Origin of the sequence: Natronomonas amylolytica, from assembly GCF_037031205.1 — an archaeon.
In the GTDB taxonomy this organism is placed as follows: domain Archaea; phylum Halobacteriota; class Halobacteria; order Halobacteriales; family Haloarculaceae; genus Natronomonas; species Natronomonas amylolytica.
The window spans coordinates 1-15,242 of the sequence record NZ_JAYEZM010000002.1 but is presented as its reverse complement, the minus strand read 5'-3'; the positions used below and the strand labels follow the sequence as shown (position 1 = coordinate 15,242).

The window sequence follows — 15,242 nt, the reverse complement described above, 5'->3', positions numbered from 1 at the left end:
TGGCGACGCCATCGCGTTAGTCGTCGGCGTCTCGCTCGTCCGACATGTGCTCCCAGATCTCGGTACAACCGCAGCCGTCCTCGACGCCATCGAGATGGCTGGTGTCGATGTCCTCGTCCGGCTCGTTACCCGTCCGACTCATCGTCCGTCCTCCTCGTACAGTTCGGGGGCGACGTCCGCAGGCGCATGCTGGCGGGTGCCCACCGGCTGACGGTCTGTCATCACTCACCCGTATCCGCCGTACCCGTATAACGCCGCCCTCTGCTGTAATCCCTACCCATGCTCCCGTTTGCAGGAACTGCTTTCCCCTTTCTGAGACGCCGGAATTCAGCCGAACCCGCCGACGGAAGTCGGGACGACCGGCGACGGCCGTCACCGAATCCCGTGACGACCGGCAACCGCTGTCCCCGCCGACGGCCTTACCCCGCCGGCGGGTCGAGAGCGGGTATGCCCACCTCGGTACACCAACTGGACGACGGCGCGTGGCTCAGCGTCAACGACAGCCGACAGGTCAACGTCAGCGACCTCTGGTGGCTCGCACGCCACGATTTCTGCGACTGCGAGATGGCCGACTTCCTCGCGGAGGGGTTCGTCTCCATCGGCGTCGACCACCCGAACATCGAGGGCCGCATCGCCGGCCAGTGTATCGACTGCGGCGAAAGCGGCGTCACCGACTGGCTGACCCTCGGCCGCGTCGTCGACCCCGACGAGGGCGAGTTCTACGCCGTCGACCCATCGAGCGTCCACGTCCCCGAACGGCGCACCCGATTGGCCGAGGCCGACGGGGACTGACATCGACGGAGGTCGTCCGTCCGAGAGAAAGAGGCACTATTCTCCGCTAGAGGTGACCCGCGGGGAGGATTGACGACAAGAGCGGCCGTATATGTATCGGACTGTAGCATCCGTGTATGCCGAGCAAGGTCGAAGGCTGGAAGGACGAGGTCTACGGTGCGGAAATCCGGGACCACCTCATGGAGTTCGCCGAGGAGGGGTGGAGTTCCATCCCCGAGGACGAACGCGACGCCTGGTTCGAGCGGTTCAAATGGTGGGGACTGTACCACCAGCGGAAGGGCCAGGAATCCTACTTCATGATGCGCATCGGGACGCCGAACGGTCGCCTGACGCCCGAACAGCTCCGGGTCGTCGGCGAAGTTGCCAAGGAGTACGCCACCGGACCGGTCGAGAACCCCGAGTTCGGCGGCGCTTACTGTGACTGGACGACCCGCCAGTCCATCCAACTGCACTGGATTCAACTGCAGGACGTTCCGGACATCTTCGAGGCGCTCGAGGAACACGACCTCTCTACCATTCAGGCCTGCGGCGACTCCTGGCGGAACATCGTCGGCTCGCCGATGGCCGGCAAGGACGCGAAGGAACACATCGACGCGTGGCCGGTCATCAAGGAACTCAATGACACCTTCAAGGGCAACGACGACCACTCGAACCTCCCCCGGAAATGGAAGGTCGCCGTCACCGGCGACACCCGCGGTTCCGGGCAGGCCGAGATCAACGACCTCGGCTTCGAGCCCGCCATCAAGGACGGACAGAAGGGCTTCAACGTGAAGGTCGGCGGCGGCCTCTCCCGCAAGGAGCCCCGCATGGCCCGCAGCATCGACGTCTTCGTCACCACCGAGACCATCGCCGACGTCGCCGGCGGCATCTCCGCGCTCTTCCGCGACCACGGCGACCGCGAGGACCGCTTCAACGCCCGCATCAAGTTCCTCGTCGACGAGTGGGGCACCGACAAACTCCGCCGCGTCCTCCAGGAGGACTACGTCGACTTCGAACTCCCCACCGCGGGCGAAGACCTCCGCGAGCAGTACACCTACAACTCGGGCCGCAACGACGAGACCGGCGACTACGTCGGCGTCCACGAACAGGTCGACGGCGACTACTTCGTCGGCCTCTCGGTCCTCGTCGGCCGGATGGGTGCCGACGACGTCATCGAACTCGCCGACCTCGCCGAGGCGTACGGCTCCGATATCGTCGGCATCACCCAGCGACAGAACCTCATCGTCTCCGACATCGCCGAGGCGGACCTCGACGACTTCCTCGACGAACCGCTTTTGGAGACCTACTCGCCGGACCCCCACCCGTTCATGCGGGGTTCCATCGCCTGTACGGGCACCGAGTACTGTTCGCTCTCCATCGTCGAGACGAAAAACCGGATGGTCCGCTACGCCCGCTGGCTCAAGAACAACGTCGAACTCCCCAGCGGCGTCGAGGACTTCCACATCCACCTGTCGGGCTGTACCGCCTCGTGTGCCCAGCCCCAGATCGCCGACATCTCCCTGCGCGGCATGAAGACCCGCAAGGACGGCGAACCCGTCGAGGCCTTCGACATCGGCCTCGGCGGCGGATTGGGGGAGAACCCCCGCTTCGCCGACTGGATCGAGATGCGCGTCGCCGCCGACGAGGTGCCCGGCTACATCGAGAACCTGCTGGAGATTTACGATGAGGAGAGCAACGAGGGCGAGTCCTTCCGCGACTACATCGAGCGCCACGACGAGGAGTACCTCAACGGCCTCGCCGAACCCGAGGAAACCTCCTACGAGGACCCCTACCTCGGCAACACGAAGATGACGTGGTATCCATACGCCGAGGACACCGAGATGGACGCGTCGCCGACTCCCGCTGACGACTAACACCCACTTTTTGCACGAGAACACGGGTCGCGCCCGCAGCGGGCGCGACCCCGGTTCTCGGCAAAAACTTGGGGAAAATATGCGCGCGTACTCCTTCCGGCGGCCTTCGGCCGCCTCCAGTCCGTGCGCGCTACCGGACTCGGCGCTTCGCGCCTCGTCCGGCGAACCGCCTCGGGGGCGTTCTCCGAACGCCCCACTCGGCGGATGCTTTCTTTATAAGTTGTTTAATATCTACCCTCGGTAGTCGGTTGGTCACTTTCTGTGAGCTCCACCCGAAACACCACCCCTGTAGAGGAACCTCTGCTTCGTCTGGAATAGCGACGCCCCCCGTTTCACCTCGAATGCCGACTTATAAACCCTCGCGCGGCGAATGGGTGGGCGATGGACGAGCGCGTACGCGAGCACGCGGCGGTACTGGTCGAGTGGAGCGCACGAACCGAGGCAGGCGACGACGTGGTGCTGTCGGTCGCCGAGGACGCCCACGAACTCGGGGTTGCCGTGGCGGAGAAACTGGGCGAGGTCGGCGCCAACGTCGTGACGACCTACGGCTCCGACGAAGTGTCTCGGGCGTATTTAAAGGCTCACGACGGCGATTTCGAGGCGGACCCGAGCCACGAACTGGCCCTCTACGAGAACGCCGACTCGGTGCTGCGAATCGGCGGCGGCCGCAACACCACGGCGACCGCGGACCTCGACAGCGACGTGCGTCAGGCCTACTCGAAGTCCCGCGAGGGGATTCGGGAGGCCCGGATGGACACCGACTGGGTGTCGACGGTCCACCCGACCCGGAGTCTCGCCCAGCAGGCCAGCATGGCCTACGAGGAGTATCAGGACTTCGTCTACAACGCCGTCCTGCGCGACTGGGAATCGCTGGCCGAGAAGATGGCCAACATGAAGGAAATCCTCGACGACGGCGCGGAGGTCCGCATCGTCAAGGAACGCGACGACCAACCGAAGACGGACATCACGATGTCCATCGAGGGTCGCACGGCAGTCAACTCCGCGGCCTCGGTTGCCTACGACTCCCACAACCTGCCGTCCGGCGAGGTCTTCACCGCACCTCATGCGACGGAGGGCGAGGTGTTCTTCGACGTGCCGATGACGCTCAACGCTCGCCGCGTGCGGAACGTCCACCTCACCTTCAAGGACGGCGAGGTCGTCGACTTCTCGGCGGAGACGGGCGAGGACGAACTCGAAACCATCCTGAACACCGACGCGGGTGCCCGCCGACTGGGCGAGTTGGGTATCGGGATGAACCGCGGTATCGACCGCTTTACCGACAACATCCTCTTCGACGAGAAGATGGGCGACACCGTCCACATGGCGGTCGGCCGGGCCTACGACGCCAACATGCCCGACGGCGAGGAGGGCAACCAGTCGGCCGTCCACGTCGACATGATTACGGACATGTCCGAAGCCTCCCGCATGGAGGTCGACGGCGACGTGGTACAGCGGAACGGGACGTTCCGCTTCGAGGACGGCTTCGAGGGATAACTGACGACCGACCGATACTCCTTGGTAATAAATGGTATCGAGAACCATCAATCACCACAACTACTAAACAGGGCGCGCTGGTAGGCCGTATCAGCGCGAGTCCGAATACAACTTTGAACGCCGCCCAAGTTAACACGGGCTCGGCGACGGTTCGACACTCACGGGATGCCACCATGCAATGCATACTCCCCGGCGGGCGGTTCTCCCCGCTCCCGAGTGCGGTCGAGGCCCAGCAGGAACTCAGCAGCGCCGCCTTCGAACTGGTTTCGACCGGTTCGACGATGCACCACGAGACGCTCGCGGCGGCACGGGCGATGACACATCTCAACCTCAGCTCGGCCGAGGAGACGACGGGTATCACCTCCCACCGCGCACACGGCGCCATCGACGACGGCTTCGACGCCGTCGAGAACGCCAGCGAACGGGCCGAAGACCGGTTCTTCCGGGCGTTGCTCTCGACGGGACAGTTGTCGGCTACCTACGCCGAGTTCGTCGACGAATCCGTCGACAGCGTCTGTCCGTCTGCCGAGGAGTGAGGAACCGAACGCGCCGACGGCAAAACGCGCCGCTGGGCGGTCGAAATCGGCTGAGGATAGTAAGCCCCCTTCTGTTTCCACCCGGCATTCGGCTGAGCACTCGTCTGTGTGTCCGGGCTACCTTGGTCGACGAGCTTGCACCGGCGAGGATTCGCCGTTCCATCCGTTCCCACTCGTCTGCCCTCCGCGGGTTAGCTCCCTTCCCTTGCGGGTCGGTTCGCGCGCTTGCGGCGAAACCGCAAGCGCCGCGGGCCGCCATCGGCGGCCCACGCGCCTCATCGGTCGGAGTGGGTGGTCTCGTTTCTGTTCCAGAGCCAGCGGTCTCCCGCTCCGGGCTTGCGCCCGGTCGCCTGCCCGGACGGTGGGGGGACTTTCCTCATGCACGCGCTGCGACGGCAACGCCGTCGAAAGCGGGGCACGGGGACCGGGCATCCTCTTCCGTTGATAAATAGACGAGTCGCGCTTTTAAGGCGTTCGGTGGCGGAGGACGACCGACGTTCGTCCTCAGTCCCGAAGCCATCGATAGAGCCCGGCCACGCCGAGCCCAAACAGCCCTGTGGCCGCGCCGAGGCCAGCCCCGACACCGTCAGTCTCGCCGGCCGTCCCCGACGAATCAAGCGGCCCGCCGGGGTCCGGAAGCGCGTAGAGTCCCGCCCCCTCCGCCGGCGAATCGAGCGTGTGGTCCTGCCAGCTACACCCGATGACGGCGTCACCGGCCTGCTGGGCCGTCCAGAAACTGGTCGAATCCGCGTCCCGCCAGTGGGCCAGTTCCTCGGGGTCGGTCGGGTCCGAGACGTCGTGGACCTTCAGGCCGCCGCGATACCACGAGGTGTAGAGTCGGTCGCCGACGAACGCGAAGTTGTGCGAGGTGGTCCAGACGCCCCCGCGAAAGCGAGCGTCGCTCGTCTCCGGTGCCTCGATGCGAGCCAGTCGCTCCTCGTCGGCGGCGTTCCACAACTCGACGCCGCCGAGGTCGCTCGTCGGGGCGTCGCCCTCCTCGCCCCACGCCTCCTGATTGAGTGCGACGAGGTCGCTATCGACGCCCCGCTGGGGCATCGCGAAGTGGTCGTTGCCGGGCAGATAGAGCCGCCGTTCGAGCGCCTCTGAGTCACTGAGTCGGGCGCGTTCCGCCGGGTCCTGTCCCCGGAGGTCGACGATGGGCGTCGGGTCGCTGGGGTCGGAGACGTCGACGAGCCACGTGCCGGCGTCCCAGTAGGAGAGGTACGCGACCCCGCCTTCGACCCACACGTCGTGGAGTTCGTACATCTTCCAGTAGACGTCGTCCCAGCGGTCGTCCGCGTCGAGAATCGACCACCTGCCCACCTCCTCGCCGGATTCGATGTCGACACAGACCAGCGGGTTGCCCTCGCCGTCGTTGCCGCAGAGGTACAGCGTCTCGCCGTTGGTTGCGAGGTTGTGGTGGTAGAAGTCCGTCTCGTAGGTCAGGACGTGTTCGGGGGCCGCAGGGTCCGAGACGTCGAAGACGACGGCGGCGTAGGGAACGTCCGAACGGCCGTTCGGCGGGCCGCCGATGGCGTAGTACTCGCCGCCCACCTTGCCGTCGTAGATGCCTTCGAGGGGGCCGTCAGGGTGGTCGGCAAGAAGGCCGTCTCGTTCGGCGAGCACCGTGAGGTCGGTCGGGTCCGACACGTCGACGGTCGCGAAGCCGTCGGTCGTGGCGACGTAGGCGACGCCGTCGTCGACGACGAGTTCCTTGGCGCCGGGAAGCGAGAGGCTATCGAGCGGTTCGAAACCGCCGTCCTCGGCGGCCTCGCCGCCGCCGTGGCCCTCGTGGGCGGCGCTGTTGCCTGTGAAGGCGAAACTCGATGCTCCGGCGACACCGGCCTTCAGCAGCGACCGACGATGCATTCGGCCGAAGTTAGGAGTGGGAGTGCCTATGCTTTCCGGCCCTCGCGGGACAGCTATTTGCCCGTACCAACCCGAAACTGGGGTATGATTCGACCGGACTGTTCGGGCCGGGTCGCACTGGTCACCGGCAGCGCGAAGGGCGTCGGCCGCGCGTTCGTTCTCGCGTTGGCCGACGCCGGCGCTGACGTGACCGTCCACTACCGCAGCAGCGACGCGGAGGCTGAAGCCACCGCCGAGGAGGCCCGCGACCGCGGCGTCGACGCCATCACCGTCCAGGCCGACGTGACCGACCCCGACTCCGTCGATGACGCGTTCGAAACGATAGAGGCCGAACTCGGGAGCGTCGACATCCTCGTCAACAACGTCGGCAACTTCGCGCCCGACCACTGGGCTGACATCGACCTCGACGCGTGGCGGATGGTCATGGACACGAACCTGACGGGGACGATGCTCTGTTCGAAGCGCGCGCTGGGCCCGATGCGCGAGGCCGGATGGGGCCGTATCGTCAACGTCGGCTACGCCTCGGCCGAACGAGCCTCCGTCTCGCCGACCAACTTCCCCTACTTCGTCGCCAAGACGGGCGTGCTCATGTTCACGCGGATGCTCGCCGCCGACACACAGGACGACGGCATCACGGTTAACGCGGTGTCGCCGTACGTCGTCGAGACCAGCGACGAGTTCCCCGAGGAGGCCCCGCGCGGCCGGTGGGCCAAACCCGACGACATCGTCGCCGCGCTGCTGTTCTTCGTCGACGAATCGACCGAGTACATCAGCGGCGAGAACGTCGAAATCGACGGCGGGTGGCTCCCCGAATCGGTCTGAGAGGGAGTCTCCCCCCTCGGAGATGTGGCCCCGAGATACGCCGCCGAAGGACGGACCTCGAAGTGGTCGGTTGGCTACGATACCCCTACGAGGTGTGAACCGGCGAATACATTGATTAGTCCCGATAGCGAATCAGCTATCGTACATGCTCGGTGACCGCCCCGCGGACGAGCGGGGCCAACTGCTTATCATCACGGCGCTCGCACTCGCCATCATCCTGGTCGGATTGGCGTTAGTGCTTAATTCGGCGATCTACACGGAGAACCTCTCGACCCGCCAAAGCACCGACAGCGCCGAGGTGACGACCACCCTCGGGGGCGGGGAGGCCGAAGTCCAACGGGCCATCCGCCACGTCAACCGCCACAACAACGCCTCGCACGACGAGGCGAACCGAGCCTTCGACGACATCGTCAGCGACATCGGCAACAGCACCACCGACCAGCACGCCAAACGCGGGGCTGCCTATCAGTTCACGGTGACCGACCGGACCAACGGCACTCACCTCAAACACACCAACAGTTCGAAGAGCTTCGTCGCCGGTGGCACGAATTCCGGGCAGGGCAACTGGACGCTCGCCCGGGACATACCGAAGCTCCGAGGGTACACTATTGCTACACAGCGTGGATTCCTCCATGAAGGATCGGAATCCGACTTCGGCACTCTCGTCAATCAGACGTTCCGGATACGGTTTCAAGGCGAAGACGCCGGCGGAAACAGCGTGGTCTGGGAAGTGTATATATACCACGAATCGAGCGACGATGACGTCACTGTTTTTGGCGGACAGGAGGCAGAGATAGACGGAGCGAGTGGGTTCGACGACCTGACGAAGGATAGCTGTTCGGTCGATGTCGCGACCGACACCGAGGAGGTCGTCGTAAACATCACTAATAACACAGTGAACGGAGACGACTGCGAAGCCCTCTCATTTGAGGAAGTCCTCGACAGCGCCGTCGACATCCGGTATGAGAACGCCGACGACGACGACAGCGGTTCCCGCAGCGGCGGCACCTACGAACTCGCCATCGGCACCACCAGTTACGAGGACCAGTACTTCCACGACGCCAGCGACGACCAGTCCCCTTACGCCACTAATATCATCTACGACGCCCGCGTCGAGAGCCACTACTCGCGGGACGACATCACCCACAGTCGGGTCGTGCGCGTCCACCCCGGGACCGAAGTAGACACCTCGTAGCCGCAACCGACAGGGTTTCACTCGGCCAGTTCCTCGAACCGATAATGACCGACGACATCGTCGTCCGCGGTGCCTCCGAGCACAACCTGAAGGACATCGACGTGTCCATCCCGCGCGAGGAGTTCACCGTCGTCACCGGCCTCTCGGGGTCGGGGAAATCGTCGCTCGCGTTCGAAACCGTCTACGCCGAGGGCCAGCGCCGCTACATCGAATCGCTGTCCGCCTACGCGCGTAACTTCCTCGGGCAGATGGACAAACCGCAGGTCGAGAACGTCGAGGGCCTCTCGCCGGCCATCTCCATCGACCAGAAGAACGCCGCCAACAACCCCCGCTCGACGGTCGGGACCGTCACCGAACTCCATGACTACCTCCGCCTGCTGTATGCCCGCGTCGGAACGCCGCACTGTCCCGAGTGTGGTCGCGAAGTCGGCGAGCAATCGGCCCAGCAGATGGTCCGCCGCCTGCTGGAACTGCCGGAGGGTACCCGCGCGAAAATCGGCGCACCCGTCGTCCGCGACCAGAAGGGCGCCTTCGAGGACCTCTTCGACGAACTCGTCTCGGAGGGGTACACCCGCGTCGAGGTCGACGGCGAGGAGTACGACCTCTCGGTCGAGACGCCGGACCTCGACGACAACTACGACCACACCATCGACGTCGTCGTCGACCGCGTCAAACTCGAAGACGACGCTCGCTCCCGAATCACCGACTCCGTCGAAACCGCACTCGAAGAGGCCGAGGGCGTCCTGAAGGTCATCCTCCCGGACCCACCCGAAGACGCCGATATCGGGACCCAATCCCGAAGCACGGGCGACCTCGCAGGCAACGATGACGACCGCCTCGTCGCCGAGTTCTCCGAGGAGTTGGCCTGTACCCACTGCGGCATCGACCTGCCGGAAATCGAGACCCGCTCCTTTTCGTTCAACTCGCCGCACGGTGCCTGCCCGGAGTGTGAGGGCATCGGCGAGACGAAGGAGGTCGACGAGGACCTCGTCATCAAAGACCCGAGCAAGCCCATCAAGAACGTCTTCGAGCCGTGGAGTTACAACCGGTCGTACTACCGGACGCGCCTCGACAGCGTCGCCGAGCACTTCGGCGTCAGCGTCGACACCCCCTTCGAGGACCTCGACGCCGAGGTACAGGAGCAGTTCCTCTACGGCACCGACGAGGAAGTCGTCTTCAAGCGACAGACCAAGAACGGCACCCGACGCAAGGAGAAGCGCTTCGAGGGCGTCATCCCGAACCTCGACCGCCGGTACATCGAGACGGACTCGGAGTCCACCCGCGAGCACATCGAGGACTACATGGCGACGACGACCTGTCCCGCCTGCGAGGGGACGCGCCTCAAGCCCGAATCCCGCGCCGTGCTCGTCGCCGGCACTTCGATTACGGCAGTCAACCAACTCTCTATCGGCGACGCCCTCGAACACTTCGAGAACCTCGATGCGGACCTCGATGCCCGCGAGCGCAAAATCGCCGAGGAGATACTCAAGGAGATTCGCGCCCGCCTCGGCTTCATGGAGGAGGTCGGCCTCGAATACCTGACCCTCGACAGGGAAGCCTCGACCCTCTCCGGCGGCGAAAGCCAGCGAATACGGCTCGCGACACAGGTCGGCTCGGGGCTCGTCGGCGTCCTCTACGTGCTTGACGAACCTTCCATCGGCCTCCACCAGCGAGACAACGACAAACTGCTGGACACCCTCGAAGGCCTCCGCGATCTGGGCAACACCCTCGTCGTCGTCGAACACGATGAGGAGACGATGTGGCGTGCCGACAACGTCATCGACATGGGCCCCGGCCCCGGCAAGCGCGGCGGCGAGGTCGTCGCCAACGGCGACGTCGAGGACGTGATGGCCGCCGAGGAATCGGTGACGGGCGATTACCTCTCGGGCGAACGGCAGATTCCGGTGCCCGAGACCCGCCGCGACGCCGACGGCTACCTCACGGTTCGTGGCGCGCGCCAACACAATCTCAAGGACCTCGACGTCGACTTCCCGCTGGGCAGTTTCACCGCGATTACCGGCGTCTCGGGGTCCGGCAAGTCGACGCTCCTGCACGAGATTCTTTATAAGGGTCTCGTCAAGCGAATGAACGACACCGACGTCTTCCCCGGTGAGCACGACGACATCGAGGGCATCGAGAACATCGAGACGGTCCGGCTCATCGACCAGTCGCCCATCGGCCGGACGCCCCGTTCGAACCCAGCCACCTACACCAACGTCTTCGACCACATCCGCGAACTCTTCGCCGAGACCAAACTCTCGAAGCAGCGCGGCTACAAGAAGGGCCGCTTCTCGTTCAACGTCAAGGGCGGCCGCTGTGAGTCCTGTGGCGGCCAGGGGACCGTCAAAATCGACATGAACTTCCTCAGCGACGTCTACGTCCCCTGCGAGGAGTGCGACGGCGCCCGCTACAACGACGAGACCCTCGACGTCACTTATAAAGGCGCGACCATCTCGGACGTCCTCGATATGGAGGTCGACGAGGCCTACGACTTCTTCGAGGGCCACTCCGGCATTCGCCGCCGCCTCGAACTGCTCAAGGACGTCGGATTGGGATACATGCGCCTCGGCCAGCCCTCGACGACCCTCTCCGGCGGGGAGGCCCAGCGCATCAAACTCGCCGAGGAACTCGGCAAGAAGGACTCCGGCGAGACGCTCTACCTGCTCGACGAACCCACCACCGGCCTCCACAGCGAGGACGAACGCAAACTCATCGACGTCCTCCACCGCCTGACCGACGACGGCAACACCGTCGTCGTCGTCGAACACGAACTCGACCTCGTGAAGAACGCCGACCACATCGTCGACCTCGGCCCCGAGGGCGGCGAGAAGGGCGGCCAGTTGGTCGCCGAGGGCACTCCCGAGCACGTCGCTCAGACCGACGCCTCCCACACCGGCCGCTACCTCCGTGACCTGCTGCCCGCCGTCGAACTGGAAGGGCCGCGGAGCGGACGAAGCAAGGCCGCTGGCGCCGACGACGACTAGACCACCCACTTTTTGCACCTCCTTCGCGCGCCTTCGGCACGCTCAGTCGGGCAAAAACATGGGGAAAATATGCGCGCGTACTCCTTCCGGCGACCCTTCAGGTCGCCTCCAGTCCGTGCGCGCTACGGCGACTCGGCGCTTCGCGCCTCGTCGCCGGGAACCGCCTCGGGGGCGTTCTTCGAACGCCCCGCTCGGCGGATACTAATTCCGACCTGAAACACCCTTTATACGCCGTTTTTAACCCGTTTAAACCCTGAATCGCCGAACGACTCATAAGCGTCGAACACCTACGTTTCAACTGGAATATGACGCATCCTGCACACACATCCGCGTCATCGGACTCCGACGCTCGGCGGCCGCTGGCACCCGATACCAGCCGTCTCGACGACCGCTCGGCCCGCGCGTGGACCGAAGCGATGGCCGTCCGCTCGCTCGGGGCCGGTCGATACGCGGTCGAAAGCCAGTCCGGGGCGACCTACATGGTGAACCTTCCGCGGAGCGACTGCACCTGCCCGGACCACGAAATCCGCGGCGAGCGCTGCAAACACCTCCGGCGAGTCGCCATCGAGGTGACGGAGGGACGGGTCCCCCCGCCCGGCAAGAAGCGCGCCGACTGTACCATCTGCGGCCACGAGTCGTTCGTCCCCGAAACGGGCCCGGAACTCTGCGGGGACTGCTGGCTCGAACGCGGCGACCTCGCGACCGACAGGGAGACCGGCGACACCGTCGTCGTCTACCGACTGACCGAGGAACTGGCCCACGAGCGCTACATCGAGGCCGCCGACTCGACGGTCGCCGACTACCCGAAGAACGAGGGCTACCCGAGCGACGACCCCGTCGTCGAAGTGGTTTACCCCTTTTCGGGTAGCGCGGCGCGGAGCGCCGCGGAAGGCGCGAGCGGGGAGGCGACCGACCCGCGAGCGGACGCCGACGCGGACCTCGACGAGCGCCCGCGCTATGCCTTCCCCTACTCGCGGCTGGCGGTACGCGACGAGATGCTCATCGAGTAGGCCGAAAAGCGCCTGTTTTGCCGACTGACTACAGCTCGGAGCGGTCGACCTCGTATATCGTCACCTCACCGCCTTCGAAGGCGACGGTGAACGCCTCGCGGTCGAAGGCCCGCATCTCCTCCCCGTAGCGTTCGCGTTCGTTCGGGCCGACGTAGACGTAGGTGACGTCGTAGCGGTCGAGATGGGCGGCCGCCGTGGCCCACTCGCCGGTATACATCTCGTCGACGTGGTCGACGCGGCGCTCGTAGGCCTCGGGACTGCGGTATTCGGCCTCGTGGTCCCAGCCGACCACGCTCGGCAAGCCGGAGAAGGTGGCGGCAGGGCTGGTCCAGTCGTAGGAGTCGCCGGGCGCTTCGACGATGGTCGGCCGACCCGGGCGGTCCTCGAGCCACCGCAGGGCCTCGTACTCCTCGTGGTGGAACCGGTCGGCGGCCTGATGGGCGTCTATCGAGGGGTTGTATCGGTTCCCGTCGATTTCCGAGCCGATTTCGGTCGCGAACATCATCGTCGGGAACACCGCGCTGGCGAGGAGAACGACGACGATGAAGGCGGCGGGCGCCAGCGCCCGGAGTCGTGCCGTGTCGACGCCGTTCGATGGGGGACCACCTCCGGCCACTCGCGAATCGAACGCCTCGCCCAATCGCTCGTAACTGCGGGCGAGGAGGACGGCTATCGCCGCGCCCGCGCCGGCCGCGCCGAGCGTCCACCCCTGGACGGCCACCTTCAGGGACGTATTCCAGCGGGGGTTGGCGACCAGCGGAAGCTTGGCGTGGACGAGTTCGAAGGAGAGCAGCAGTCCCGCACCGGCGACGAGCAACACGAGGGCAAAATCCCCCCGGCCGGAGCGTACCAGTAGCCACCCGGCGACGATAAGCGGGCCGAGTACCGCCAACACGGCGAAATCGAGGATACCGGTGGTCGCAGCCATCACGGCGAGGAGGGCGAAGCCGCCGGCGACCACCTTCGGCTTCGAGACGTCTTCGATGGCCGGCCACCCGCGTGCCGCGACGTAGAGCGCGAAGACGGCCACCAGCCCGGCGTAGATGACGAGGAAGGGTCCGAGCGGGCTCCGAGGCGGGAGGAAGCCGATGCCGTCGTTCGTCGGCACCTGCCCGAAGACGAGGAACGGGGCGGCGATGACGACGCCGACGGCGAGCACGGCGACGCCGGTGAACGCGGCAAGGACCAGCCGCCAGAGTTCGCGGGCGAGCCACGCGGTTCGGTCCTCGGGCGAGGCAGGCGAGCCCTGCAGGCGCTCGGCCAACGGGTCCGGAAGCAGGGTCGCCGGATGCGAGTCGGCCGCGGCGACGGCCAGTACGGTCAGGCCGGCCGCCGTCGGGAGCGACCACGTGTTCATGAAGCCGAAGAGGCCGGCGACGGCGCCGAGGCCGCCGAAGACGATGGCGCGGCGGCGGGTGCGCTCGCCGGCGGGCGTCGCGTAGTAGGCGAGCGCGAGCGCGCCGGCGAAGAGGACGTAGCCGTTGGCGAAGGTGTGGCCGTGCAGGTCGGCCTTGACGAAGGAGTACAGCGGCACCTCCTGAATCGTCCCGGGGACGACATAGCGGGTGTACCACCAGCCCCAGTCGAGGGGGTTCGAGAGGTCCGCGACGGTCCGTGCGAGGTCGCCACCGTTGAATCGGGCGGCGACGAAACCGAAGGCGGCCGGTTCGATGGGGTCGGCGAGGGGTTCGGGCAGGTACGGCGTCGCGAGGCGGATGGCCGTCGTCGTCGGGCCCGCGAGGGCAACGAAGAACGCGCCGAAGGCGCCGCCGAGCCGGTAGGAGTAGCCCTGACGGTGGACGATGGCGCCGGCGACGCCGTAGGCGACGACGAACAGCAGGCCGTAGAAGGCGGCGATGCCGAGGTTGAAGCCGTAGCGGAGCGGCGTGCCGGTGAGCATCGAGAGGCTGGTGACCTGCAGTTGGGTGCCGTAGTAGTACTTGAGGCGCTTTTCGGCGAACCACATGTCCTCCGGCGGGAGCGTGTTCGCGCGTTCGAGCGCGTTGACGAGGGCGAAATGGAGGAACTGCTCGCCGCCGGCGGCCGTGACGCCGGGGTCGGCCGCCCGAAAGGCGACCATCACGAGGAAGCCGACGCCGAAGACGCCGTACATCGCGGCGACCGACCGCCACTCCGGGGCGGCGCCGAGGCGAGTCGCGGCTATCGCGCCGGCGACGAGGACGCCCAGGCCGACGACGAGCGTGTGAAGGCCGAAGGTGAGTTGACCGACCCAGAAGACGGTAATCGTGAACGGGACGAGCGCCGTCGGGAGGGCGAACGCGGCACCCTTCCGGGGGAGGGACCGAAAGAGGAGGGCGGCGATGGGCGCGCCGAGCACCGTCAGCGCCGCCGGCGCGAGGAGGTACACGAGGACGGGGAGCCACTCCATGTCTGCCGGGAATGTCGAGTTGCGGGTAAGTGTTTTGTGAACGCTCGGGCGAGCGTCGGCAAAGCGGGGCGACGGCGACCGCGGTGGGCCGCCGAGGAACCGTCCGCGCTCCATCCCCCGAAACGTGGCCGTCCGAAAGCGGAAGCCGTCACATGAAATGGATAAACAGCTGGTCGTGTTAAGTTAGGCATGATTCCACCAGACAGCGAAGGCTTGAAGCCACGATTCTGCAGTCGTCGGCTTCACGTGGCTGAACGTATTTGAAAACGAAGAGGTACGCCGTTTTACTTCTCTAAAG

At 65.8% G+C, this 15,242-nt stretch carries 11 protein-coding genes, 1 other RNA gene and 1 pseudogene; 8 read left to right on the top strand and 5 right to left on the bottom strand.

Annotation, left to right across the window (positions count from 1 at the left end):
* Nucleotides 1-16: 16 nt before the first annotated feature.
* Nucleotides 17-142, bottom strand: coding sequence for a hypothetical protein (locus U5914_RS03090; RefSeq protein WP_336134089.1), 126 nt, complete (start codon nucleotides 140-142; stop codon nucleotides 17-19).
* A gap of 305 nt (nucleotides 143-447) precedes the next feature.
* Between U5914_RS03090 and U5914_RS03085 the strand changes: the two genes are divergently transcribed.
* The 4 genes from U5914_RS03085 (at nucleotide 448) to U5914_RS03070 (ending at nucleotide 4,675) form a co-directional block, all read left to right on the top strand.
* Nucleotides 448-792 (top strand): DUF8134 family protein, encoded by a 345-nt coding sequence (locus U5914_RS03085; RefSeq protein WP_336134087.1) that lies wholly within the window; start codon nucleotides 448-450, stop codon nucleotides 790-792.
* 116 nt (nucleotides 793-908) lie between these two features.
* Nucleotides 909-2,645 (top strand): nitrite/sulfite reductase, encoded by a 1,737-nt coding sequence (locus tag U5914_RS03080; protein ID WP_336134085.1) that lies wholly within the window; start codon nucleotides 909-911, stop codon nucleotides 2,643-2,645.
* Between the two features lie 381 nt (nucleotides 2,646-3,026).
* Complete coding sequence (locus U5914_RS03075) at nucleotides 3,027-4,139, top strand: aminopeptidase (protein ID WP_336134084.1); 1,113 nt, start codon at nucleotides 3,027-3,029, stop codon at nucleotides 4,137-4,139.
* Between the two features lie 173 nt (nucleotides 4,140-4,312).
* Nucleotides 4,313-4,675 carry a hypothetical protein gene (locus U5914_RS03070; protein ID WP_336134083.1) on the top strand — a complete coding sequence of 121 codons (363 nt, stop codon included), beginning with the start codon at nucleotides 4,313-4,315 and terminating at the stop codon, nucleotides 4,673-4,675.
* Between the two features lie 48 nt (nucleotides 4,676-4,723).
* Here U5914_RS03070 and rnpB read toward each other — a convergent pair.
* Nucleotides 4,724-5,115, bottom strand: an RNA gene (gene rnpB, locus U5914_RS03065) — RNase P RNA component.
* 64 nt (nucleotides 5,116-5,179) lie between these two features.
* Nucleotides 5,180-6,544, bottom strand: coding sequence for an LVIVD repeat-containing protein (locus U5914_RS03060; protein WP_336134081.1), 1,365 nt, complete (start codon nucleotides 6,542-6,544; stop codon nucleotides 5,180-5,182).
* Between the two features lie 84 nt (nucleotides 6,545-6,628).
* Between U5914_RS03060 and U5914_RS03055 the strand changes: the two genes are divergently transcribed.
* The 4 genes from U5914_RS03055 to U5914_RS03040 all read left to right on the top strand — a co-directional run bounded on the left by U5914_RS03055 (nucleotide 6,629) and on the right by U5914_RS03040 (nucleotide 12,555).
* Nucleotides 6,629-7,366 carry an SDR family NAD(P)-dependent oxidoreductase gene (locus U5914_RS03055; protein ID WP_336134079.1) on the top strand — a complete coding sequence of 246 codons (738 nt, stop codon included), beginning with the start codon at nucleotides 6,629-6,631 and terminating at the stop codon, nucleotides 7,364-7,366.
* 145 nt (nucleotides 7,367-7,511) lie between these two features.
* The gene (locus U5914_RS03050; protein WP_336134078.1) at nucleotides 7,512-8,561 is read left to right on the top strand and encodes a DUF7261 family protein; all 1,050 of its coding nucleotides are present in this window, start codon (nucleotides 7,512-7,514) and stop codon (nucleotides 8,559-8,561) included.
* A gap of 44 nt (nucleotides 8,562-8,605) precedes the next feature.
* Nucleotides 8,606-11,545 (top strand): excinuclease ABC subunit UvrA, encoded by a 2,940-nt coding sequence (gene uvrA, locus U5914_RS03045; RefSeq protein ID WP_336134076.1) that lies wholly within the window; start codon nucleotides 8,606-8,608, stop codon nucleotides 11,543-11,545.
* 305 nt (nucleotides 11,546-11,850) lie between these two features.
* Nucleotides 11,851-12,555: an SWIM zinc finger family protein gene (locus U5914_RS03040; RefSeq protein ID WP_336134074.1), complete on the top strand. Its 705-nt coding sequence runs from the start codon at nucleotides 11,851-11,853 to the stop codon at nucleotides 12,553-12,555.
* Nucleotides 12,556-12,583: 28 nt separating this feature from the next.
* Here U5914_RS03040 and U5914_RS03035 read toward each other — a convergent pair whose 3' ends face one another.
* Both U5914_RS03035 and U5914_RS03030 read right to left on the bottom strand, forming a co-directional pair.
* Nucleotides 12,584-14,944 carry a DUF2298 domain-containing protein gene (locus U5914_RS03035; RefSeq protein ID WP_336134072.1) on the bottom strand — a complete coding sequence of 787 codons (2,361 nt, stop codon included), beginning with the start codon at nucleotides 14,942-14,944 and terminating at the stop codon, nucleotides 12,584-12,586.
* A 183-nt stretch (nucleotides 14,945-15,127) separates the two neighbouring features.
* A pseudogene (locus tag U5914_RS03030) lies at nucleotides 15,128-15,242 on the bottom strand (IS6 family transposase); the annotation flags it as partial.

Coding starts and splice junctions, on each gene's coding strand:
- U5914_RS03090 (WP_336134089.1), bottom strand. CDS start 142: ATGAGTCGGACGGGTAACGAGCCGGACGAGGACATCGACACCAGCCAT.
- U5914_RS03085 (WP_336134087.1), top strand. CDS start 448: ATGCCCACCTCGGTACACCAACTGGACGACGGCGCGTGGCTCAGCGTC.
- U5914_RS03080 (WP_336134085.1), top strand. CDS start 909: ATGCCGAGCAAGGTCGAAGGCTGGAAGGACGAGGTCTACGGTGCGGAA.
- U5914_RS03075 (WP_336134084.1), top strand. CDS start 3,027: ATGGACGAGCGCGTACGCGAGCACGCGGCGGTACTGGTCGAGTGGAGC.
- U5914_RS03070 (WP_336134083.1), top strand. CDS start 4,313: ATGCAATGCATACTCCCCGGCGGGCGGTTCTCCCCGCTCCCGAGTGCG.
- U5914_RS03060 (WP_336134081.1), bottom strand. CDS start 6,544: ATGCATCGTCGGTCGCTGCTGAAGGCCGGTGTCGCCGGAGCATCGAGT.
- U5914_RS03055 (WP_336134079.1), top strand. CDS start 6,629: ATGATTCGACCGGACTGTTCGGGCCGGGTCGCACTGGTCACCGGCAGC.
- U5914_RS03050 (WP_336134078.1), top strand. CDS start 7,512: ATGCTCGGTGACCGCCCCGCGGACGAGCGGGGCCAACTGCTTATCATC.
- uvrA (WP_336134076.1), top strand. CDS start 8,606: ATGACCGACGACATCGTCGTCCGCGGTGCCTCCGAGCACAACCTGAAG.
- U5914_RS03040 (WP_336134074.1), top strand. CDS start 11,851: ATGACGCATCCTGCACACACATCCGCGTCATCGGACTCCGACGCTCGG.
- U5914_RS03035 (WP_336134072.1), bottom strand. CDS start 14,944: ATGGAGTGGCTCCCCGTCCTCGTGTACCTCCTCGCGCCGGCGGCGCTG.